This window comes from Streptomyces sp. NPDC001373 (assembly GCF_042895815.1).
Lineage (GTDB): Bacteria > Actinomycetota > Actinomycetes > Streptomycetales > Streptomycetaceae > Streptomyces.
In genome coordinates this window covers 331,858-353,326 of the sequence record NZ_JBIAWQ010000007.1, presented here as the reverse complement: position 1 = coordinate 353,326, position 21,469 = coordinate 331,858, and the positions used below count along the sequence as shown (strand labels likewise).

General features: G+C 77.1%; 9 protein-coding genes and 1 pseudogene. 9 read left to right on the top strand and 1 reads right to left on the bottom strand.

The annotated features are described in order from the left end of the window. The first annotated feature begins 96 nt into the window (after positions 1 to 96). From ACFY15_RS19090 to ACFY15_RS19060, 7 genes and pseudogenes are all read left to right on the top strand, one after another. Positions 97 to 1,599, top strand: coding sequence for an MFS transporter (locus ACFY15_RS19090; protein WP_390686441.1), 1,503 nt, complete (start codon positions 97 to 99; stop codon positions 1,597 to 1,599). 203 nt (positions 1,600 to 1,802) lie between these two features. Continuing rightward, positions 1,803 to 2,660, top strand: coding sequence for a DUF4132 domain-containing protein (locus ACFY15_RS19085; RefSeq protein ID WP_390686442.1), 858 nt, complete (start codon positions 1,803 to 1,805; stop codon positions 2,658 to 2,660). Further along, a complete protein-coding gene (locus tag ACFY15_RS19080) occupies positions 2,657 to 7,633 on the top strand; it encodes a DNA-binding protein (protein ID WP_390686443.1) in 4,977 nt (1,658 codons plus the stop codon). The genes ACFY15_RS19085 and ACFY15_RS19080 overlap by 4 nt, the downstream gene beginning before the upstream one ends. A 130-nt stretch (positions 7,634 to 7,763) precedes the next feature. Next, on the top strand, positions 7,764 to 8,918 hold the full coding sequence (locus ACFY15_RS19075; protein ID WP_390686444.1) for an AAA family ATPase: 1,155 nt from the start codon (positions 7,764 to 7,766) through the stop codon (positions 8,916 to 8,918). Next, the gene (locus ACFY15_RS19070) at positions 8,915 to 13,183 is read left to right on the top strand and encodes a DUF5682 family protein (protein WP_390825807.1); all 4,269 of its coding nucleotides are present in this window, start codon (positions 8,915 to 8,917) and stop codon (positions 13,181 to 13,183) included. Before ACFY15_RS19075 ends, ACFY15_RS19070 begins: the two co-directional genes overlap by 4 nt. Continuing rightward, entirely contained in the window at positions 13,183 to 15,222 is a 2,040-nt protein-coding gene (locus ACFY15_RS19065; protein WP_390686446.1) for a hypothetical protein, read from the top strand. Before ACFY15_RS19070 ends, ACFY15_RS19065 begins: the two co-directional genes overlap by 1 nt. 142 nt (positions 15,223 to 15,364) lie before the next feature. Continuing rightward, positions 15,365 to 16,624: pseudogene (locus ACFY15_RS19060) on the top strand (DUF6777 domain-containing protein); the annotation flags it as partial. A gap of 344 nt (positions 16,625 to 16,968) precedes the next feature. On the opposite strand, the gene ACFY15_RS19055 reads toward ACFY15_RS19060, so the two are convergent. After that, positions 16,969 to 18,192, bottom strand: a complete 1,224-nt coding sequence (locus ACFY15_RS19055) for an erythromycin esterase family protein (RefSeq protein ID WP_390686447.1) — start codon at positions 18,190 to 18,192, stop codon at positions 16,969 to 16,971. 69 nt (positions 18,193 to 18,261) lie between these two features. Between ACFY15_RS19055 and ACFY15_RS19050 the strand changes: the two genes are divergently transcribed. Together ACFY15_RS19050 and ACFY15_RS19045 are read left to right on the top strand one after the other, a co-directional pair. Beyond that, positions 18,262 to 19,029, top strand: a complete 768-nt coding sequence (locus ACFY15_RS19050; RefSeq protein WP_390686448.1) for a MerR family DNA-binding transcriptional regulator — start codon at positions 18,262 to 18,264, stop codon at positions 19,027 to 19,029. 127 nt (positions 19,030 to 19,156) lie between these two features. Continuing rightward, the gene (locus tag ACFY15_RS19045; protein ID WP_390686449.1) at positions 19,157 to 21,460 is read left to right on the top strand and encodes an MMPL family transporter; all 2,304 of its coding nucleotides are present in this window, start codon (positions 19,157 to 19,159) and stop codon (positions 21,458 to 21,460) included. The last annotated feature ends 9 nt before the right edge of the window (positions 21,461 to 21,469 follow it).

Here is a 21,469-nt window from a genome sequence, read left to right as displayed (position 1 = left end):
CCGACTACCTTCGGAAAGTACTTGATGACATAAAACATCTGCGTCCTCAAGCACTCCGACGCAGGACTCCGAAGCACTGAGAAGGTCCCTCCACCCATGAGCTCCGCCGCATCCGTCCCCGCAGAAGGCAGGAAGGGGAACGAGACGGTCATCGTCTTCGCCCTGAGCCTCGCCGCCATGGTCGTGTCGATGATGCAGACCCTGCCCGTACCGATCCTGGGCCTGATCCGCAACGACCTCGGCACCTCCACCGCCAACGTGAGCTGGGTGACCACCGCCACCCTGCTGTCCGCCGCCGTCTTCACCCCGCTGCTCGGCCGCTTCGGCGACCAGCACGGCAAGAAGCCCACCCTGGTGGCCGTCCTCGGTGTGATGGTCGCGGGATCCGTGGTCGCGGCGCTCGCAAGCTCGCTGCCGCTGCTCATCCTGGGCCGGGTGCTCCAGGGCTCCGCCACGGCGATCTTCCCGCTGGCCCTGTCGGTGCTGCGCGAGGAGGTCCGCCCGCAGAAGCTCCCCGGCGCGATGGCGCTGGTCAGCGGCACGCTCGCCTTCGGCAGCGGGCTGGCGCTGGTCGCCACCGGCCTCCTGACCTCCGGTGAGGGCGCCGACTACCGCAACGCCTTCTGGATGGCCACCGGCTTCGCCACGCTGGCCCTGCTCGCCGTGCTCTTCCTGGTCCCGGCGACCCGTCACAAGACCGGCGGCCGCACCGACTTCCTCGGCGCGCTGACCCTGGGCATCGCCCTGCTGCTGCTCCTGCTGCCCATCTCCCAGGGTCACGAGTGGGGCTGGTCCTCCGCCCGCACCCTCGGCAGCTTCGCCGGCGCCGCCGTCATGACGGCCGTCTGGGTGCTGGTCGAGCGCAAGGTCGCCGAACCGCTCGTCGACATGAAGATGTTCGTGCACCGCCCGGTCCTGATGGCCAACCTGGCCGGCATCCTCGTCGGGTTCGGCATGTTCGCGAACTTCCTCGGCGTCTCCTACCTGGTCCAGATGCCGGAGAAGCTCACCGGCTACGGCTTCGACGCCTCCATCCTGCGCGCCTCCGTCCAGTTCCTGCTGCCCGGCGCCATCGTCTCCCTGCTCGCCTCCCCCGTCGGCGGCCAGCTGGTGCGCCACCGCGGCCCGCGGCTGGCCCTCGCCGTCGCTGCCGCGCTCGGCGCCGCCGGCTTCGGCTGGCTGGCGCTCGACCACGGCCACACCGCCTCGGTCATCGGCGCGGGCGTCGTCGTCGGCGCGGCCGTCAGCTTCGGCTACGCGGCCATGCCCGCCGTGATCATGTCCAGCGTCCCGCACCACCAGAGCGGCATCGCCAACGGCATCAACTCGATCTCCCGCTCCACCGGCAGCGCGATCGGCAGCGCCATCGTCACCACGATCCTGGCGTCCAGGACGATCGAACACCTCCCCCCGGGCGTGCCGCCCCTGCCCGCCGAGTCCGGATTCACCCTCACCTTCTGGATCGGCGCCGGCGCGTTCGCCCTGGTCGCCCTCATCAGCTGGCTCGGACTGCGTTCCGGCCACGGCCCGCGCGTCGTCCAGGCGGCCGCCCCGAGCGCCGCGCCGGAGAAGGCCGCGGACACCGCCGCCGCCCGCTGATCCCCGTACGCGCCCGTACGTTCCCCCTGCCGCCCCCGGTCCCACGGACCGGGGGCGGCGGTGTTTCCCGGCCCCGGACGGCCCCGCACCCGGCGTTGTCAGTGGGGCTCGCTAGTCTCCCGACATACCGCAGCCCAGCAGGTGTTGAAGCCTTCCTTCGGGCTGCGCAAGACGGTTTTCGGACAGGCGGAGGGGCACTGCTGATGGCGTGGCTGGCGTTGGACGAGGGGTACGAGGTCTCCCTCGTGGAGGGGCGGGTCGCGGTACGGCGGCCCGCGGGACGGCAGTTGAAGACGGTCCCGAAGGCGCTGCGCGACCATCCCGAGGTCGACCGGCTGCGCCGGCTCGCCGAGTGGCTCGACCGGCACGAGGCGGCCTGCGTGGCCCAGGTGGACGCCTGGATGGTCTCCTCGCTGCCGGTCCCCACCGCGCTCCTCGCCCGGGTCTGGCGCGACGAGGCCTGGCAGACCGCCCTGCGCGACCTGGCCGTCGTGGGCGACGGCGACCCCGACGAGGTGGGCTTCCTGCGCGACGCAACCGACGCGGGCGAGCTCAAGGTGGTCAACCTCGACGGCGAGACCGTACGCCTCTCCCCCCGCACCGTGACCCTGCCGCACCCCGTGCTGCTGCCCGACCTGGACGACGTACGGGAGTTCGCGGCCGAGCTGGACATCACCCAGCGCGTGGAGCAGATCCACCGGGCGACCTGGACCAGGCCCGAGGACGTCAAGGCCGCCGCCACCGAGGTACGGGACTACGCGGGCGGGAAGTTCCCCTCCCGCTTCAGCCTCGCGGCCCGCGCCACCGGCCTCGGCTACCGGGTCTCCGGCGGCTACGCCACCTCCCGGGTCCGCGACGGCGGCCGGACGGTGGAGGCGGCCGTGTGGATCGGCGAGCCCTACTGGGAGGACGAGTCGGAGACCGGCGCCCTGAGCTGGCACGACGAGGAGGGCCGGGCCGTACGGCTCGGCGAGGTCGGACCGGTGGCCTGGTCCGAGGGAATGCGGATGGCCGCGGCGCTGTACGCCGGGCGCAAGATCGAGGAGGGCGGGAACGCATGAGCACCGGAACCACCACGGCCCGGGCCGGTACGGACACCGACGGCGGCACCGCCGCTCGGACGGCGAACGCGGAACTGCTCTCCGCCGGCGCGGTCCTGCCCGCCGGCACCGCCGACGCCGGCCCCGGGGCCGTCCCGCTGACCGCGCGGACGTACCGTCACCCGGCCCTCGGGGACGGGCGGGTCGTCGTCCGGCTCGCCGCGGCCGAACTGGGGGCCGCCGAGGACCTCGCGGCCGGCTTCCTGGGCCTGGTGCCGGACGCCGAGCCCGCCGTCGTCGGCCTCGGCCGCCGCCAGGCCCTCGGCTTCCCCGAGTGGGTGCTCGTGCACCACCCCGAGGACGGCCACCACGCCCTCGCCCTGGTCCCGGAGCTGGACCGGCTGGCCCGGCAGGCGAAGACCAAGCCCAAGGCCGCCCTCGACGCCTGCACGGAGCTGGCCGAGCGGCTCGCCGCCTCCCTCCCGCACTTCCTGCCCGTCTTCCTCGAACAGGCCGCCCGGGTCTTCCTCGCCGTCGAGAACACCACCTACGCCGCCCAGCTGTTCGGCCGGGCCCGCGCCGCCGAGGCCCGCTACGGCCTCGCCGTCGACGAGGACCGCCTCGACGCCGTCTTCCTGGAGTTCGCCCTGGCCGGCGCCCTGCCGGTGAAGGTGCTCACCGGCTACGGCAGGGAACTCGCCCAGCGCGTCTCCCCCGCCGAGGCCTTCACCCGCTTCCGCCGCCTGTGCGTGCGCCGCACCGCGGGCGGACTCCCGCCGTCCGCGCAGGCCACGACCGAGCTGCGCCGCCTGGCCCGCGCGGCCGGGCTGGGCGGCGGCCTGCCCGAGCAGGAGTACCTGGCCGAACTGCTGCCGCTGCCCGCCACCCTGCGGGCGGCGGCCGGCTGGTGGAAGTCCCACCGCGCCGCGCTCATCGCCCTCGCCCGGCGGGTCCCGTCCGTACGGGGCACCCTGCTCGGCATGGTGCCCGGCGGCACCGGCGCGGCCGGCGAACTGGCCGGACTGTGGCTGGAGGTCCTGGAGGAGTCCGGCGCCACCGCCGGACTGGCCGACGGCGGCCTGCCCGAGACCGAACGCTCCCCCGACGGCACCGCCGGCTGGCTGGAGCGGTTCCACACCGCCCGGTACGCCGGCTGGGGCACCCCGCCCGCCGCGCCGGCCCTGCTCGCGCTCGTCGCCCGCTGCGCCGACCGGCTGCGCGCCGAACTCGCCCTGCCGGGCCGCGAACAGGGGCTCCGCCTGGGCCTCCAGGACGTGAACCTGCTCGACCTGCTGCTCTCCCTGGACCTGCCGGTGGCCGCCCCCGGGAAGGAGAGCAACACCGTCCTGGGCCTGGAGGAGTGGAGCCGCTGCGAGGAGCCGCGCGACCTGCGGGCCCTGTGCGCGGACGAGCGGCTGCGCCCGGCCTTCCTGCGCACCCTGGACCGGTTCAACAGCCACATGTCGGGGAGCCGGGAGGCCGTACGGCGGCTCGCCGTCACCACCGGCAGCAGCCCCCTGGTCGCCGACTGGGTCCGCACGGTGGCCGCCGAGTCCACGGCCTCGGCCCTGCCCGACCTGCCCGAGGCGATCCGCAGGCTGACCTGGCTCCCCTCCGAGGCCCTGGCACTGGCGCCCGAGGAGGTGGCGCGGGCGGCCGCCGCCGATCTGAACGAGGTCCTCGCCCGCACCCTGCGCGGCGGCCTGTTCGAGGAACTGGTCTGGCCCGCCTGGGAGAGCGCCGTCCGCGAACTGACGCCCGGCCGGGGCCGCGGCCACCTGACCGTGATGGACGCCTGGCCGTACATCATCGTCGCCAACTCCACGCAGGTACGGGTCATCGACGCCGACTCCACCGTGCTCACACACGACCTGCGGACCCCCGCCGGCCACAACCGGCAGATCGGCTTCCACTACACCGACGGGGACCTGCTCGTCTTCTGGGCCACCTACAACGGCCCCGTCGAGGGCTACTGGCTGAGCGCCCCCGACGACGTCCTCACCCTGGACTCCTCGGCCACCTACTGGTCGATCCGCTCCGGGCACGCCTCCCTGCCGCTGCCCGGCGGCGGCCGCACCACCGGACACGGCGTTCTGCGCCGCGGCGACAGCCTGGTCCCGGCCGAGCGGGCCGTCATCTGCGACGGGACCTCCTACTGGGCGTGGGACACCGACGCCGGCTCCGGCGGCCCGGGCTGGGCCGAGTACGACCCGGCGACCGGGGCGACGGGACGGCGTTCGATGCCCGGCTTCCTCGCCGACGCCCTGCACGGCCACCCGGACGGCAGCACCCTGCCCGACAACGTGGGCCAGAACTGGCTGCGGCCCGCGCCCACCGTCGAGGGCTCGGTGCTGGGCGCCCCCGCGGACGGGCTGCTGGGCTGGCGCGCCGTGCGCGTGCCGGGCCGGGGCTGGTACGGCTCCGACACCTCCGGCGCCCGGGTCACCGTCCCCGAGGGCGGCGCCCAGCCGCGCGCGGCGGTCCGCCTGCCCGGCGACGAGCGGCCCCGCGCCCTGACCAGCGACTGGCGGACGCTCTCCCTCAGCGACCCCGAGGGGGCCGTCACCGCCCGGACCACCTCCCACCACCACGGTGGCCCGCACGCGGCCGGCGACGCGGAACTCCCGCCCCTCGCCTACTGGTACTGCCTGCGCCCCCGCGACCCCGAGGGCTCGGCGGCCCTGCGCGCACTGGACGCCGAGACCGCCGGAACGCTCCTGAAGGCGGCCGCCGAGGCGCAGAAGCGCGAGGAGCTGCCCGCGCTGGTCCGCGCGGCCCTGCCCGCGGTCGGTGCGCCCGTGCTGATCGCCGGGGTCGTCGACACGGTCCGCGCCGCGCTGGTCCAGCGCAAGGCCCTGGCCCGGGTGGCCGAGTCCCTGACCGCCCGCCGGACGGCCCGGCCCGAGCAGGCCGTGGACCGGGGGCCCTCCGACCAGCTGCTGGCCGGCGCCCTGCACGGGCTGACGGGCGCCCCCTCCTACCACTCCTACGGCGGTGAGGCCGACGCCACCTTCGCCTTCCTGCGGCGCCTCGGGGCGGCCGTCGCCGACACCTCCGCCGAAGCGGTGCCCGGACGCCTGCACGTGGACGTGCCGAAGCTGGCCCAGTCCTCGTTCCCCTGGGCGGCGCTGTTCCTGGAGACGCCCGCCTCGGTCGCCTACCGCGCGGTCGTCACCGGCACCACCGAGGAACAACGGGCCGTCCTGTGCCGGGCGCTGTCCGAGGTGGACGCCCTGGGCCTGGCTTCGGCCGAGACCTCCGCCGCCCGCTGGCGGCGCCTGTCGGTACGGATCGACACGGGCCGTCTGCTGGGCGCCGACGGCCGGGAGCGGGGCCGCGGCGGCCGCCACCGCGCGGTGGTGCCACTCGGCGGCGGGGCGGTGCTCGCGCTGAACGAGCAGGTCCGGGAGTACGAGCGGGGCCGGGAGTTCGACGCGCTGCTCCACGACCCGTCGGGTGCCTTCGCGGTGCCCGCCCCGTACACCGGCGCCCGGGAGGCGGTGACCGTCGGCGACCGCGGGCGCGGGGCCGGCTGGCTGGCGGCGTTCCTGAAGGAGGCCGCCGAGCGCGGCCCGGCGCCCTGGTTCCCGGAGGCGGCCGAGGAGTTCGGCCGGCTGACCGGGGTGTCGGCGGCCGTGGCCCGCCTGGTGCTGGCGGGTCTGCCGCACCTGGAGTCGCACGAGAGCGGGTTCCTGCCCGCAGACCTGCGCCAGGTCCTCGGCGTCAAGGCCACCGAGGCCGCGCACGCCCGCAACGACCTGCGGGACCTCTCACCGGAGGTGCGGCGCGAGCTGGTCGCGGCGCTGCTGCCGGCCGACCCGGCGCGGCTGTGGACGGACGGCCCGGACGCGGAGGCCGCCGCGCGGGTGTGGAACCTGCGCGCGGGCCGCCGTACGCCGGTGCCCGAGTGGCTGCTCGCCGACGCCGCCAAGGAGGTCCGCGGGGCCTGGGGGGCGCACCGTGCGCTGCCCGCGCTGCTGGACGCGGCGGCCTCCCCGGTGCTGTCCCACGACACAGCCTGGGCGGTCAAGGGGGACCGCGCGGAGCCGGTGGTCCCGGGCGGGCGGCCGTTCGACACCGCCGTGCTCACGGGGGCGGTGGGCTTCGCGGCCTGGCTCGCGCACCGGCTGCCCGCCGGGCACCCCGTACGGTCCTGCCTGCCCCCGGCGCTGACCGCCGTACGGCAGCGGCTGGCCTCGCCGGAACTGCTGCTCGGCATCGGGCACTACGTCGACCGGGCCGCCTTCCGGAAGGCCGCCGGCACCCCGACCGAGACCGCCGAGGGGTACGAGCGGTACGGCGCGGTGGTGCTGGCCACGCACGACGGCCGCCCCCTCCCCGCGCTGCGCACCGCACTGCTGGACTCGACCGGGTCCGACCCGTACCTGCCGCTGCTGCGCGGCACCGAGCAGCGGCCCTCCGCGGCCGAGACGGCGCTGCGCCTGGCCCACGACCCGGTGTTCGCCGCGCTGCTCGCCGACCCGGGGGCCCCGGTGGCGGGCGAGGTGGACGAGGAGGGCACCTGGTGGCCGCAGGACCCGGGTCGCAGTGTGCCGGAGCTGGTGGCGGAGGTGTCCGCGGAGTACGGGCTCGGCCCGGACGCGGCCGTCCTGTACCTGGCGCTGCTCGCCATGCCCGACCCGACCGACCGCAACACGGCCCGCTGGACGGGCTGGAAGCCGGCCCGGCTGAAGGCCGCCCGGGCGGAGCTGGCCGCCACCGACCTGGTGGTGTCGGCCACCCGCACCCGGGCCGGACGCTCCCTGTTCCTGCCCGGCCCCTGGGCCGAGCCGGGGTCGCCCGCGCTGCCCGTCGAGCAGTGGAAGCTGCCGATGTACGCCCTGGCGCCGGGCGGCGGCCCTGTGCTGGGCGTGCTGGTGCCCGGCGAACCGGCGGCAGACCTGTACCGCCGTGCGTGGGCGCGGGTCCGCGAGGGCGACGTACCGCGCTTCGAGGAGCTCAAGGTCAAGCGCACCGCGGGCCGGCGGCGCTGAGCCGCCCGCCGTGACCCGGCCCGGCGGGGGCGCGTGCCGCGAGGCCGCGCCCGCCGCCGTCCGCCCCCCTTCTTCTTTCCGTACGGCTCTCTTCCTTCCGTACGGCTCTCCGGAACACGAGGACTTCCCGATGACCGTCACCGAACCGTCCGCCCCCGCACGGCAGGTCGTGCCCGCCGAGGAGCGGTACGCCGCCGAACTGGCCTTCCTCGCCGCCCAGGACACCGGTCCCCGCCCGCCGGGGTGGGTGCTCACCCCGCGCGCGGTGGTGACCTTCGTGTGCGGCAGCGGCGGCGAGGAGCTGGCCCTGCCCAAGCGGCGCGCCGGACTGCCGTCCAAGCTGGTGATCGCGCCGAAGTTCGTCGGCGAACGCGCCCTGGTGGAGCGCTGCGTGGTGACCCTGGCCGGGGAACGCGGGCTGCTGCTCACGGGCGAGCCGGGCACCGCCAAGTCGATGCTGTCCGAGCTGCTGTCCGCCGCCGTGTGCGGCACCGGCGCGCTCACCGTGCAGGGCACGGCGGGCACCACGGAGGACGCCTTCCGGTACGGCTGGAACTACGCGCTGCTCCTGGCCCAGGGCCCGACCCGGCAGGCCCTGGTCGACTCCCCCGTGCTCGCGGCGATGCGCACCGGGCGGGTGGTGCGGGTCGAGGAGATCACGCGCTGCCTGCCCGAGGTGCAGGACGCGCTGGTGTCGATCCTGTCCGACCGGCGGGTGAGCGTGCCGGAGCTGACGGCGACCGAGGACTCGGTGGTCTCGGCGGCCCCCGGTTTCACGGTGATCGCCACCGCCAACCTGCGCGACCGGGGCGTCTCGGAGATGTCGGCGGCGCTCAAGCGGCGCTTCAACTTCGAGACCGTCGGTCCGATCGCGGACCCGGACGCGGAGGCCGCGCTGATCCGCCGGCAGGCCGTCGCCGCCGTGGAGCGGGCCGGGGCGGCCTTCGGGGTGGACGACAGCGTGCTCGACGCGCTCGTCACCGTCTTCCGCGACCTGCGCTCAGGGCGCAGCGCGGAGGGCTGGGACGTGGAGCGGCCCGGTACGGTCATGTCCACGGCGGAGGCCGTGCAGGTGGCGGCCTCGCTGGGGGTCGCGGCCGCGTACCTGCCGGGCGGTGACGTGCTGGACCTGCTGCCGGGCCATCTGCTGGGCGTGGTCCGCAAGGACGACCCGGCCGACCACGGGCGGCTGCTGGGCTACTGGGACGGCCCGGTGCGCCGCCGGGCCGAGGACGGCTCGGCGATGTGGCGCCGGCTCTGGGACCTGCGCGGGAGCCTGCGTTGACGCCCGCCGCCGGCCCGCGGGAGGCCGTGGAGGCCCTGGCCGCCTCGCGCACGCCGTACCTGCTGGGCGTACGGCACCACAGTCCCGCGCTGGCCGCGGTGGTGCCGGCGCTGCTGGACGCCGCGGACCCGGAGGTGGTCTGCGTGGAGCTGCCGGCCGACTTCCAGCCGTGGCTGACCCACCTGGCCGACCCGGAGACGGTCGCCCCGGTGGCCCTGGCGGGGCTGGGGCACGAGGGCCGGCTGGCCTTCTACCCGTTCGCTGACTTCTCCCCGGAACTCGCGGCGCTCCGCTGGGCGCGCGAGCGCGGTGTGGAGGTGCGCTGCTGCGACCTCCCGCTCACGGACACGGGCTGGTCCCGCACCGGCCCGTCCGGGACCGGCCCTGACGGCACCGACGGGACGGCTGCGGCTGCGGCGTGGCCCGGGGCAGAGCCTGCCGACCGGCTGGGCGAAGCCGCCGGACCCGCTGCGGACCACACCGCCGGGGCCGCTGGAGCCGCTGGAGCCGCTGGAGCCGCTGGAGCCGCTGGAGCCGCTGGAGCCGCTGGAGCCGCTGCGGACCGTACCGGCGGACCCGCCGACGCCGCCGACGCCGCCGGAACCGCTCCGGACCACACCCGCGAACCCGCCGAGGCGGCCTCCGGGCTCGGGGCGGAACCTGGCGATGGGCCGGGCTCCGACGTCTCCGGAGCCGCCGACACGCCCCGGCCGGGGCACGCCCCGGCGGACGCGCCGGCCGGCCGGGACGGTGCCGCGCCCGGGCACGCCGTCGGGCGGCGGTCCTATGCGGACGCGCTCGCCGCGTCCGGCACCGGGCGGGACGGGGACGACCTGTGGGACCGGGCCGTGGAGGTCCTGGCTCCGGGCTGCTCCCCGGAGGCCGTCCGCCGCGCCGCCCTGGGCGTCGGCTGGGCCCTGCGCACGGACGTCGGCACCGTCCCGGCGACGGACCTGGCGCGGGAGGCCCACATGCGCCGCGTCCTCACGGCGGCGGCCGAGGGCGGCCGCCGGGTGGCGGCCGTGATCGGCGCCTTCCACGCGCCGGCCCTCCTCACGGGCACCCGGGTTCCGGGGCCTGGCGGGGGTGCCGTGGCCGGCGCCGAAGCCGAAGCCGGGGCCGGCACCGCCCCCGGCGACGGCGGGCCCGGGGGCAGGAACGGCACCCAGGACGCTGCCACCTCCGAAGCCGAAGCCGGGACCCGGACCACCGCCGTCGCCGACGGGTCCGAGGGCCGGACCGGCACCCAGGACGCTGCCACCTCCGAAGCCGAGGCCGAGGCCGGGGCCGGGACCGCCGCTGTCGCCGGCGGGTCCGGGGGGCGGACCGGGGCCGGATCACCGGCCTGCGGCGGGCCCCCGGCCCGGGCCGTCGGCGAGGAAGCCGGGGAGGGGGTCGTGACCTCGTTCGTCGCGTACTCCCACGATCTGCTCGACTCCCGCTCCGGGTATCCCGCCGGGATCCGGGATCCGCTGTGGCAGCAGGCCGTCTTCGAGGCGGGCGGGGATCCGGAGCGGCTGCGGGAGGCGGCCTCGGCCGCCGTCACGCGGCTGTGCCGGGAGCTGCGCCGGGACGGGCACACCGCCGGGACCGGCGAGGCCGCCGAGACCCTGCGGCTCGCCTGCGACCTGGCCGCGCTGCGCGGGCTGCCCGCACCCGGCCGGGGAGAGCTGCTGGAGGCCGTCACCACGGTGCTCGGGCAGGGCGAACCCCTGGGCCGGGGGCGGGCGCTGGCCCGCGCCCTGGAGGCCGTGTTCGTCGGCGCGGCCCGCGGCCGGACCACCCCGCACGCCCCGCGTTCCGGGCTCGGTCCGTCCGTGGAGGCGGAGCTGGCGTCGCTGCGGCTTCCGTCCCCGCAGGACCCGGCCCCGCGCGAGGTACGCCTCGACCCGCTGCGCTCCGAGCTCGACGGGCGCCGCGAGGTGCTGCTCCGGCGCCTGCTGGTGTGCGGGGCCTCGTACGGTGAGCCCGTGGACGTGGCCGGTACCGGCGACGGCACCGCCCTGGGGAGCAAGTGGCGGCTGTCCTGGACCCCTTCGGTCCCGGCCCGCCTGGACCTGGCGGGGGTCCGCGGCGTCACCGCCGCCCAGGCGGCCGCGGGAACGCTGCGCGACCTCGCACGCCGCCAGGCCGCCGAGGGCGGCCCGACGGCGGCGCAGGTTCTGGCCGGGCTCGCCGCCGCCGCGCGCTGCGACCTGCCCGAACTGGTCGACGTACGACTGGAGGAGGCGGCCGCCGTACTGCCGCAGACCGCCGGGGTGGCGGAACTCCTGGAGGCCGTCGACCTGTTGGAGGGGCTGCGGCGCGGCCACCTGCCCGGTACCTCCGCCGCCTCACGGGCGGTCGCCGAGGCCCTGGGCGGTGATCTGCTGGACACAGCGGTCCGTTCGCTGCCCGGCCTCGCCGGGAGCGACGACCCCGCCGACGCGGCCGCCCTGGTGGCCCTCGCCGACCGGGCCGCCGCCCGTCGGCTGGGGCTGCGGATGGACACCGCCCTGGCGGAACTGGCCGCGGACGGGAGCCCGTTGATGCGCGGTGCGGCCCTGGCCGTACGGGTGCTGCTGGACCTCGACGAGGCGGCCGGGATCGGTGCCCGCGCGGCCGCCTGGGTGGACGGGGCCGCCACGGCCGACGGCCGGCGGGCGCTGGCCCGCCGCCTCACCGGGCTGCTCACCGCCGCCGGACCGCTGCTGGAGACCTCTCCCGCCGCGCTGACCCCGCTGCTGGACCGGGTGGACGGCCTGCCCGACGCGGCGTTCCTGGAGCGGCTGCCGGCACTGCGCGCCGGGCTCGAGGCGCTCTCCCCGGCGGCGCGGGACCGGCTGCTGGACACGGTGACCGAGCGGCTCGGCGACCGGCTCGACCTCACGCTCGACGCCCCGCCCGCCCTGCTCGCCCTCTGGGCCGCCGCCGACGCGGCCGGCCTGGGCGCGCTCAAGGAACTCCCGTTGCCCGCGCGCACGACGGAGCCGGCCGCCGACGCGGCGGCGTCCGCCGGCCGGGTGCGGCAGACGCCGTCGGCGGCCGGAGCCGGCCCGTCCACGGACCCGCCGCACCAGCTCACGGGCGCGGCCGCCGGAGCCACGGTGCCCGCGCAACCGCAGCGGCAGGCCGCCGTCGAGGCGGTGCGGGCCGAGCCGGACGACGCGCCGCGTCTGGCCGCCGCCGACCGGTGGCGGCTGCTGCTGGGCCGCCGGCGCGACCGGCTGCCGGCCGGGGCGCTCCGCTACGCCCGCGCCCTCGACGAGCTGTACGGCGCGGGGCGCGGCGAGGGCTCGGGCGACGTGGGCCGGTCCGGTTCCGGCGGCGGCGACGGGGCGTCCTTCCCGACGGCCCGGGAGTGGTCGCAGGAGCTGGAGTCGCTGTTCGGCTCCGACGTCCGGGAGGAGGTGCTCGCGGACGCTGCGGGGGCGGGCCGTACCGACGTACTGGCCCAGCTCGACCCGGCGTCCGTGCGGCCCTCCGTGGACCTGCTGAGCTCCGTGCTCTCGCTGGCCGGCGGCATGCCCGAGCAGCAGCTCGCCCGGCTGCGGCCGCTGGTCAAACGGCTGGTCGACGAACTGACGGCGCAGCTGGCCAACCGGATGCGCCCGGCCCTGTCCGGCCTGTCCACCCCGCGCCCGACCCGCCGCCCCGGCGGCCGGCTCGACCTGGCGCGCACCCTGCGGGCCAACCTGGCGCACACCCGCCGCCACAGCGACGGGCGGGTGGTGGTGGTCCCGGAGCGCCCGGTGTTCCGCACCCGCGCGTCCCGCGAGGCGGACTGGCGGCTGATCCTCGTGGTGGACGTCTCCGGCTCCATGGAGGCGTCGGTGATCTGGTCCGCGCTGACGGCGGCCGTGCTGGGCGGGGTGCCGACCCTGTCCACGCACTTCCTGGCCTTCTCCACCCAGGTCGTGGACCTCACCGGCCGCGTCGCCGACCCGCTCTCGCTGCTGCTGGAGGTCCGGGTCGGCGGCGGTACGCACATCGCGGCGGGCCTCGCGCACGCCCGGACCCTGATCACGGTGCCGAGCCGCACCCTGGTCGTCGTGGTCAGCGACTTCGAGGAGGGCGGCCCGGTCGGCGGCCTGCTCGGGGAGGTCCGCGCACTGGCCTCGTCCGGCGCCCACCTGCTGGGCTGCGCCGCGCTCGACGATTCCGGCGCGCCCCGGTACTCCGTCCCGGTGGCGCGGCAGCTCGTCGCGGCCGGGATGCCGGTGGCCGCGCTCAGCCCTCTCGCCCTCGCCCACTGGGTGGGCGACCGACTCCGTGGGGAGACCTGATGACCGGCCCGCTGTTGCCGCCCGTCGCCGCCGAGGTGACGGCGGAGGCCGTCGAGACCCTGACCGCCCGGCTGCGCAAGAAGCTCGACACCGCCGTGGAGGGCTGCGGGGAGCGCGCGCAGGCCGGTGCGGACGGGAGCGTCACCGTCCGGTTCGGCGAGGACGCGGTGGTGACGCTGCGGCCGGGTGCCTCGGGGGCGGTCGCGGAAGCCGCCCAGGCCGCCTGCACCTGCCTGCTGTCCCCGCGCTGCCTGCACCGCGCGGCGGTCCTGACGGCGGCCCCGGTGGCGGACCCGCTGCCCTGGCCCGGTGCGGGCGAGGGCGAGGGGGACGGAGAAGAGCCGGGCCGGGCCGCCGGTACCGGTCCGCACGCCCCGTCGGGTGCCGGGCCGGAGGACGCCTCACCGGCAGACCCCGCCGAGCAGCCCGGCACGCCGGCCTCCGGGCGGGGTCCCGGGCGGGGAACCGCGCCCGGAGCGGGTCCCGGCCGGGGCGGTGTGACCGGCGGGCCGGGAGCGCCGGTCACCGCCGAGGGGACCGCCGCGGCCGGATCCGGTGGCCCGGCCGGATCCGGTGGCGGTGTCGCGGGGCCCGCCGGCGGCGCGGCCGGGGGCTCCGTGGCACCCACGGCCGCCCAGGTACGGGCCGGGGCCGCGCTGTGGGCCGTCGGGGCCGAGGCACTGGCCGCCGGAGTCGCCGCCGGGGGTGCCGTGGTGCAGGCCGAGCTGCTGCGGGCCGCGCACACCGCACGGGTCGCCGGGCTGCCCGCCGCCGAGGCCGGTGCCCTGCGGGTGGTGCGGGGGCTGCGGGCCGCGCGCGAGCGCGCGGCCGGGCAGCGGCTGGCCGACCTGGCCGCGGCCTTCGAGACGCTGCTGCGCACCGCCGCCCTGCTGGCGGCTGGTAGGGGCGGCCCCGGGGTGACGGGGAGCGGCCGCCGCGGCTACGCGTCGGGGGGCTCCCTGAGGGTCCACGGCCTGTGCCGGGAGCCCGTGCTGACCGCGACCGGCTACGGGGGCGTGGTCACCCACCTCCTCGGCGCGGACGGCCTCCCCTACACGCTGTCGGACGTCCGCCCCGGCGGGCTCGCCCGCGCCAAGGGGGCGGGGTCCGCCTCCGTGGCCCTGGGCGGGGGCGCCCTCGACCATGCCGGGCTCGCGCGCGGGGGCCTGCGCATCGCCGGGGCGACGGTCTCCGCCGACGGGCGGCTCGGTTCCGGACGCGGGGTCCGGGCCACACCGGTCCCGGGTGCCTCCTGGGACGGCGAGCCGCTCGCCGCGCTGTTCTCCCGTCCGGCGGCCGAGGCCGTGGCCGCACTGCTCGCACGGGACGCCGAACCGGGCCTGCTGGGCTGCGCCGTGCAGGTCGCGGGCGCGGCCGGCGACCACCTCCTGGTACGGGAGCTGTCGCCCGACGGCACGGTACGGGCGGGCGCACCGCTGCTGCGGCTGCGCCCGGCGCACCCGCACCCGGAGCTGGCGCACACCGCCAACCTGCGCCGCCTGGCCGACCGGCCGGGGCTGGCCCTGCGGGTCGTGGGCCGTCCGGACCCGGACCGGACGGCCACGCTGCTGCCGCTCGCCGTGGGGCCGGTCCCGGGGGCGGCGTACACACTGCGGCTGCCGTCCGAGTGGCGGGACCGGGCCGACCTCGGCTACGACCGCCTCCAGGGCGGCCACGTCACCGACGCCCCCGCACCCGTGGTCGGCTCCGTCGAGCCGGGTCCCGACCTACTCGCCGACTCGCCCCTGTGGCGGGTGGGGCGGCTGCTGGAGGCGGGGGTCGCGGGCGGGCGCCGAGCAGTGGCGGAGTCGGCGCGGTCACCCGAGTCGGCGGGCGCGTACGCACCGCTGCGCCGGGCCGGGTTCACGGCGGCGGCCGATCTGGCCGCCGACCTGGTGGCCGAGGCGCAGCGGCGGCCCCGGGACGCCTTCGGCCGGCTCACCGACCCCTCGGCCGACGGGTACGCCTGGGCCTGGCTGGCGGCCTCGACGCACCTGACGGCGGCGCGGCGGTCCCTGGTGGCCGGGTCCTGGGTGTAGGCCGTTCGGCTTGCGGACTCCACGGGACCGAAGGGCACAATGGGCGCTAACGGTGTGAAAACCGGATGAAATTGCATAAACCATGCAGATCATTCGGGTTTCACCTTTCCTGATTCCTGCACCCGCCCGGTGGGAGGGGAATGTGAGTTCCGAACCGCTGTCAGAGCGTCCCACCGGTCCGCCTTCCGGCCCCCTGTCCGGCCGTCAATCCGGCGACCAGGCGGGCCCCCAGCCGCCCCCGCCCACGACCGGCGGGGAGATTCCGTCCGGCCCGGAGGGTCCCCCGTCCGGCTCCGGCGGGGGCGGGGGCGGGGGCGGCGGCCCGACTCCCTCCTCCGGCGGGGGCGGCCACGGCCCCTGGTGGCGTTCCGTGCCGCGGATCGCGGCGATCACCGCCGCCGTGGTCGTCGCCGTGGTCCTGGCCGTCGTCCTGGGCCGCCCGGGCGGCCAGCCGGCGAGCGCCGGCGAGGTCATCCTCCAGCCCACGGACGACGCGGGTGTGGACCCGTACACCCCGTCCACGGCGAACACGACCGCGTCCATGCCGGCGGCGGCGCCCAGTACGGCTCCCGCCAGGAAGGACGCCATCGCGAGCGTGGCGGGTTCGGAGCCCGGACTCTACGGCGGCACCCGCAACACGGCGGCCTGTGACGTGGAGAAGCAGATCCGCTACCTGTCGGCCGACCCGGCCAAGAACCGCAGCTTCGCCTCCGTCGTGGGGGTGCAGGAGTCCGCGGTACCGAGCTACCTGCGGTCGCTGACTCCCGTGCAGCTGCGTTCGGACACCCGGGTCACCAACCACGGCTACCGCGACGGCGTCGCCACCAGCTACCAGGCCGTGCTCCAGGCCGGGACGGCCGTGCTGGTGGACAAGTACGGGGAGCCGAAGGTGCGGTGCGCCTGCGGGAACCCGCTGAGCCGGGTCGTTCCGCAGCCGGGCACACCGCGGCAGACGGGGCACCGCTGGGCGGGGTACCAGCCGCAGAACGTCGTGGTCGTCAACCGCGCGCCCCGGCCGGTCAACGTCTTCGTCCTCTACGACCAGAAGCAGAAGCAGTGGGTCCACCGGTACACGGGTGACCAGGTCCACCACGACAAGCCGGCGCCTCCCCCGCCCCGGCACTGGCCGACGACCCCGCCGCCCCCGCCGACGACGTACCCGCCCGGAACGCGGACGCCGGGAACGCAGACGCCCGGAACCCAGTCCCCGGGAACCAGGCCGCCGACCACGCAGTCCCCCGGCACGCAGTCCCCCGGCACGAAGCCGCCGTCGACCAAGCCGCCGACCACCGAGCCCCCGTCGACGCAGACGCCCGGCGTGAAGCCGCCGACGGCCACGCCGACGCCCACGGGCCCCTCGCCGGCGACCGAGACCCCGGCCACTCCCACCCCGACCACCGGGACCAAGGAGACGCCGGCCCCGACGCCGACCCCGGCGACCGAGACCCCGGCCCTGAAGCCGACCCCGACCGCCCCCGCCCCGGTGCCCTCGGCCACCGAGCCGCCCACCACCCAGCCTCCGGCCACCCGGCCGCCGGCGACGGAACAGCCCACGACGCAGGCACCGGCGCCGACCCAGGCACCCCCCACTCCTCCGCCCGCCACGGAAGCCCCGCAGACCCAGGCCCCGGCGCCTGCGACCCAGCCGCCCGCCCCTGACCAGAACCAGAACGAGCAGCACGACCAGAACCAGAACAACCGGCAGAACCAGAACAACCAGAACCAGAACGGCTACTAGCCCGGCCTTCAGCCCTCCCGCCGCGGCCCCGCCTCCGGCGGGAGGTCCCTGACGAACGCGAGCCCGTCGATCCCGGCCAGACGGGCCGGGTCCAGCGGGGCGTAGCCGAACCAGGGCGAGACGCGCGGTGCGACCGGCGTACCGTCGAGGGCGGCGGCCAGCCGGCGGGCGTCCACCAGGCAGCGGTCCCCGGGGAGCGCGTAGAGGAGACCCTCGACGGTGTCCGGCGCCGGAACGTCCACCCCGTGCCCGCGGATCGTGCCGACGGCCGTGGCCACGAAGGCGTACTCCCCGCCGAGACGGGCACTCACCAGCGCGCCGGCGCTCCACCACTCCAGCGGCGCGCCGCCCATCCTCATCGTGCTCTTCTCCCGCTGGAGGTGGGCGTTGTGCGCGAAGGCCAGGACCGGGCCCCGGTCGGCGAGTGCCAGGAGGTTGCCGGCCATCATCCGGCCGCGCGCGCCCAGCAGCCGGGTCATCCGGGCCGGCGACCCGTCGGCCATGGCGTGGTGGTAGCGCAGGAGGCCGGTGGCGGTGCGCCCGTGCAGCCGGGCCCGCTCCCAGTCGTCCCGCGAGGTGGCCGCGATCAGGTGCGGGGTCTGTTCGTCGAGCAGCTCCACCAGGTCGTCGGCGAGCAGCCGCAGCTCCCGGGCCTCGGACGACCGCCCCACGGACAGCGCCGGGTCCCCCATCACGCCCTCGTCGGTCCAGCGGTCGTCGGACCCGAGCAGGCGGTCGAGCGCACCGGCCGTACAGGGGAGCAGCGAGGGGTCCACCGAGGCCGCGAGGAAGCCGTGAAGCGCGGTGAGGGCCTCCCGCGGGCTCGCGGCGCCGGTGATCTCCAGCGGGCCGTCGAACCCGGCGAAGCGGACCTGGTCGCGGGCGCGGCGGCCCTCGTTGTACTCCCGCATCCGGCGCACGAGCTCGCGGTTGGCGGCGGAGGCCCCGAACCCGTGGCTGAAGCCGCGTTCCATGACCTCGTCGAGGGTGCCGGTGCCCCCGGTGACGTACGCGTCGACGGCCAGGCCCTTCAGGCAGTCGCTCTCGATCGCGACCGTCCGGTAGCCCTCCTCTTCGACGAGCTGCCGGAAGAGGTCGTTGCGCAGGTCGAGGAGGGCGTCCTCGCCGTGGGTGGGCTCGCCCAGGGCGAGCAGCCGGGGTCGGGTGCCGAGCCGCCGCAGGAGGGCGGCGGCCCCGACGGGGTACGTCGTGTCCTTGATGCCGTTTGCCATGCCTTCAACGCTATCGTTGAAGCTTCGGTGGAGACTTTTTCCGCTCGTGGCCGCGCTATTTTCGATGGTGTGGAAGAAAACCTTCAAACGGGCAGGAAGCTCAGGCCGGTCGATCTGGCGCGGGCGCACGGTCTGTCCACCCAGGCCGTCAGGAACTACGAGGAGGCCGGGGTCCTCCCGTCCGCCGCCCGCACCCCCGCCGGCTACCGCGCCTACACCCCGGTGCACGCCCTGGCCCTGTCCGCGTTCCTGGCGCTGGTCCCCGGCCACGGCCACGCGACGGCGTCGGCGGTGATGCGGGCGGTGAACCGGCAGGCGGTCGACGAGGCGTTGCGCCTCATCGACCAGAGCCACGCCCGGCTGCTGGAGGACCGCAGCACCCTCGAGACCGTGGAGCGGGCCGTACGCGATCTGGCGTCCGCACCGGGCGCGGCGGCGGACACGGCGGGCGGCACCACGGCGGACGGGGCGGGTGGGGCGGACGCGGCGGGCGGCCGGTTCATCGGGCCGCTGGCCCGGGAGCTCGGGATCCGGCCCGCGACGCTACGCGCGTGGGAGGCCGCGGGGCTGGTGCGCCCCGGCCGCGACCCGCTGACCGGGTACCGCGTCTACGACGGGGCCGCCGTGCGGGACGCCCGGCTCGCGCGCCAGCTCCGGCGGGGCGGCTACCCGCTGGAGCAGATCGCGCCGCTGGTCGAACGGGTGCGGGGGGCCGGCGGACTGGAGCCGCTGGAGGCCGCGCTGGGCGACTGGCGCGCCCGGCTGTCGGCGCGCGGACGGGCCCTGCTGGCGGGGGCCGCGGCGCTGGAGACCTACCTCCGCGGGCCTGTCAAGTAACGAACAGCCGGGGCTACGGCCCCGTTCCTCCCCCGGGCACGGTGGAAATCCACCGCCCCGAGCACCCGCGGGTGCCGGAGCGACCGTCCGGACCGGAGGCATCATGTTCCGTCGTGCTGGGGACCGCGTGACCCGCCGTCCCCGACTCGTCCTCCTCGCCGCGCTGGTCTTCCTCGTCCTGTCCGCCGTGTTCGGCGCGGGAGCGGCCGTCGGGCTCAAGAGCCAGGGGTACGACGACCCGCACTCCGAGTCCAGCCGTGCCGCCCGGGTGGCGGCCGGGCACGCGGGAGCCGCCCCGAACCTGGTCCTCGTCGCGCGGGCCGCCTCCGGCTCCGTCGACGACGCCGCGGCCCGCAGCGCCGGCGAGGCGCTGACGGCGCGGCTCGCAGCCGAGCCCCATGTGAGCGGCGTGTCCTCGTACTGGTCCCGGTCCGCGGGGGCGCCGGAGCTGCGCGGCCGGGACGGCCGGGCGGCCATGCTGGTGGCGCACCTGGACGGTGAGGGGGAGCGGCTCGGGGAGCGCGCCCGGAGGCTGGCCGGGGAGCTGGGCACCCGCCCCGGCGGGGCCAAATCACCCCTGACGGTCCGTGTCGGCGGTGCGGCCCTCGTGGACGCCGAGCTCCAGGACGTCTCGGAGTCCGACCTGAAGCGGGCCGAGGCCGTCGTCCTGCCGGGAACGCTGGTCCTGCTGGTGCTGGTGTTCGGCAGTGTGGTGGCCGCGGCCCTGCCCCTGCTGATCGGGGTACTGGCGATCGCGGGGACGCTGCTCGTACTGGGCCTGCTGGGGGCGGTCACCGACGTGTCCGTGTTCGCGCTGAACCTCACCACGGCGCTCGGCCTGGGGCTGGGCATCGACTACGGGCTGCTGGTCGTCTCCCGGTTCCGCGAGGAGCTGGCCGCCGGACACGCCCCGCGCGAGGCGGCCGTGCGGACGGTGCGGACGGCCGGGCACACCATCGGCTTCAGTGCGGCGACGGTCGCGGCCGCGCTCGCGACCCTGCTGGTCTTCCCGCCGTACTTCCTGCGCTCCTTCGCGTACGCGGGCATAGCCGTGGTGGCGATCGCGGCCGTCAGTGCCGTGACGGTGCTGCCGGCGCTGCTCACGCTGCTCGGCGGGCGGGTCAACGCCTGGCCCGTGCCCTGGCGCCGCCGGGTGCGCTCCGGCTCGCGCTCGCGCCTGTGGGAGGGGCTGGCGCGGGTCGTCGTACGCCGGCCGCTGCTGGCGGCGCTGCCGGTGATCGGCCTGCTGCTGGTGCTCGCCGCGCCCTTCGCGCACGCGGGCTTCGCCACTCCGGACGACCGGGCGCTGCCGGCGGGCTCGCCGGCCCGGCAGACCGGCGACCTGGTGCGCGACGGGTTCGACCCGCAGGGCGCGAGCGCGCTGACGGTGGTGCTGACGGGCGCGGTGTCCCCGTCGGAGCGTGCCGACTACGCGCTGAGGCTGTCGCGGCTGCCGCAGGCGGCCCGGGTGGTGGGGCCCTGGGGCGGGTTCCGGCAGGGCCTGCCGGAACCGGCTCCCGGGGGCGCCTCCGGGCCCGTTCCCGGGCCGGCGTCCCGGTCGGCCTCCGGGTCCGGCGGGGCCGTCGCCGTCGGCGGGGGCCCGGAGCGGCTCTCCGTGGTGCCGCTGTCCGACCCCCGCTCGAGCGCCGCCCAGCGGCTCGTGCACGACGTCCGCGCCACTCCGGCCCCGGCGGGCGCCTCCGTCCTCGTGGGCGGGCCGAGCGCGGTCCTGGTCGACGCCAAGGCCACGGTGGAGGCCCGACTCCCGCTCGCGCTCTACCTGATCTCGCTCACCACCTTCGCCCTGCTGCTCGGCTTCACGCGCAGCCTGCTCCTGCCGCTGAAGGCGATCGCACTGAACGCCCTGAGCCTCGCGGCCGTCCTCGGCGCGATGGTGTGGGTCTTCCAGTCGGGCCATCTGCGGAGCCTGCTCGGCTTCACCCCCGGTCCGCTCAGCACCACGATGCCGGTGCTGCTGTTCTGCATCGTCTTCGGACTCTCGGTGGACTACGAGGTGTTCGTCCTCGCGCGCATCAAGGAGGCGCACGAGGCCGGGGAGGGGAACTCCGCCTCGATCGTCTCGGGCATCGCCCGCACCGGCGGCATCGTCACCACCGCCGGCGCCCTGCTCGCCTTCACCCTGCTCGGCTTCGGCACCTCGCGGGTCTCCCTCCTCCAGTTCTTCGGGATCGGCGCCGGCCTCGGCGTCCTCCTCGACGCCACCCTCGTGCGGGGCGTCCTCGTACCGGCCCTGATGCGGCTGGCGGGCACCTGGAACTGGTGGGCGCCCTGGCCCGTCACCGCGGCGCGGCCGGCGTCCCGTCCCCCACCGCGGCCGCCACCGACGGCCCGCCGGTGCCCCACCCGGGCGCTCCTGGCCGCGCCCCTGCGGCCCACCCTGACCCCGCCCCCCGCACACCCCGCCCCGTGACCACGACAC

Coding starts and splice junctions, on each gene's coding strand:
- ACFY15_RS19080 (WP_390686443.1), top strand. CDS start 2,657: ATGAGCACCGGAACCACCACGGCCCGGGCCGGTACGGACACCGACGGC.
- ACFY15_RS19075 (WP_390686444.1), top strand. CDS start 7,764: ATGACCGTCACCGAACCGTCCGCCCCCGCACGGCAGGTCGTGCCCGCC.
- ACFY15_RS19090 (WP_390686441.1), top strand. CDS start 97: ATGAGCTCCGCCGCATCCGTCCCCGCAGAAGGCAGGAAGGGGAACGAG.
- ACFY15_RS19055 (WP_390686447.1), bottom strand. CDS start 18,192: ATGGCAAACGGCATCAAGGACACGACGTACCCCGTCGGGGCCGCCGCC.
- ACFY15_RS19085 (WP_390686442.1), top strand. CDS start 1,803: ATGGCGTGGCTGGCGTTGGACGAGGGGTACGAGGTCTCCCTCGTGGAG.
- ACFY15_RS19065 (WP_390686446.1), top strand. CDS start 13,183: ATGACCGGCCCGCTGTTGCCGCCCGTCGCCGCCGAGGTGACGGCGGAG.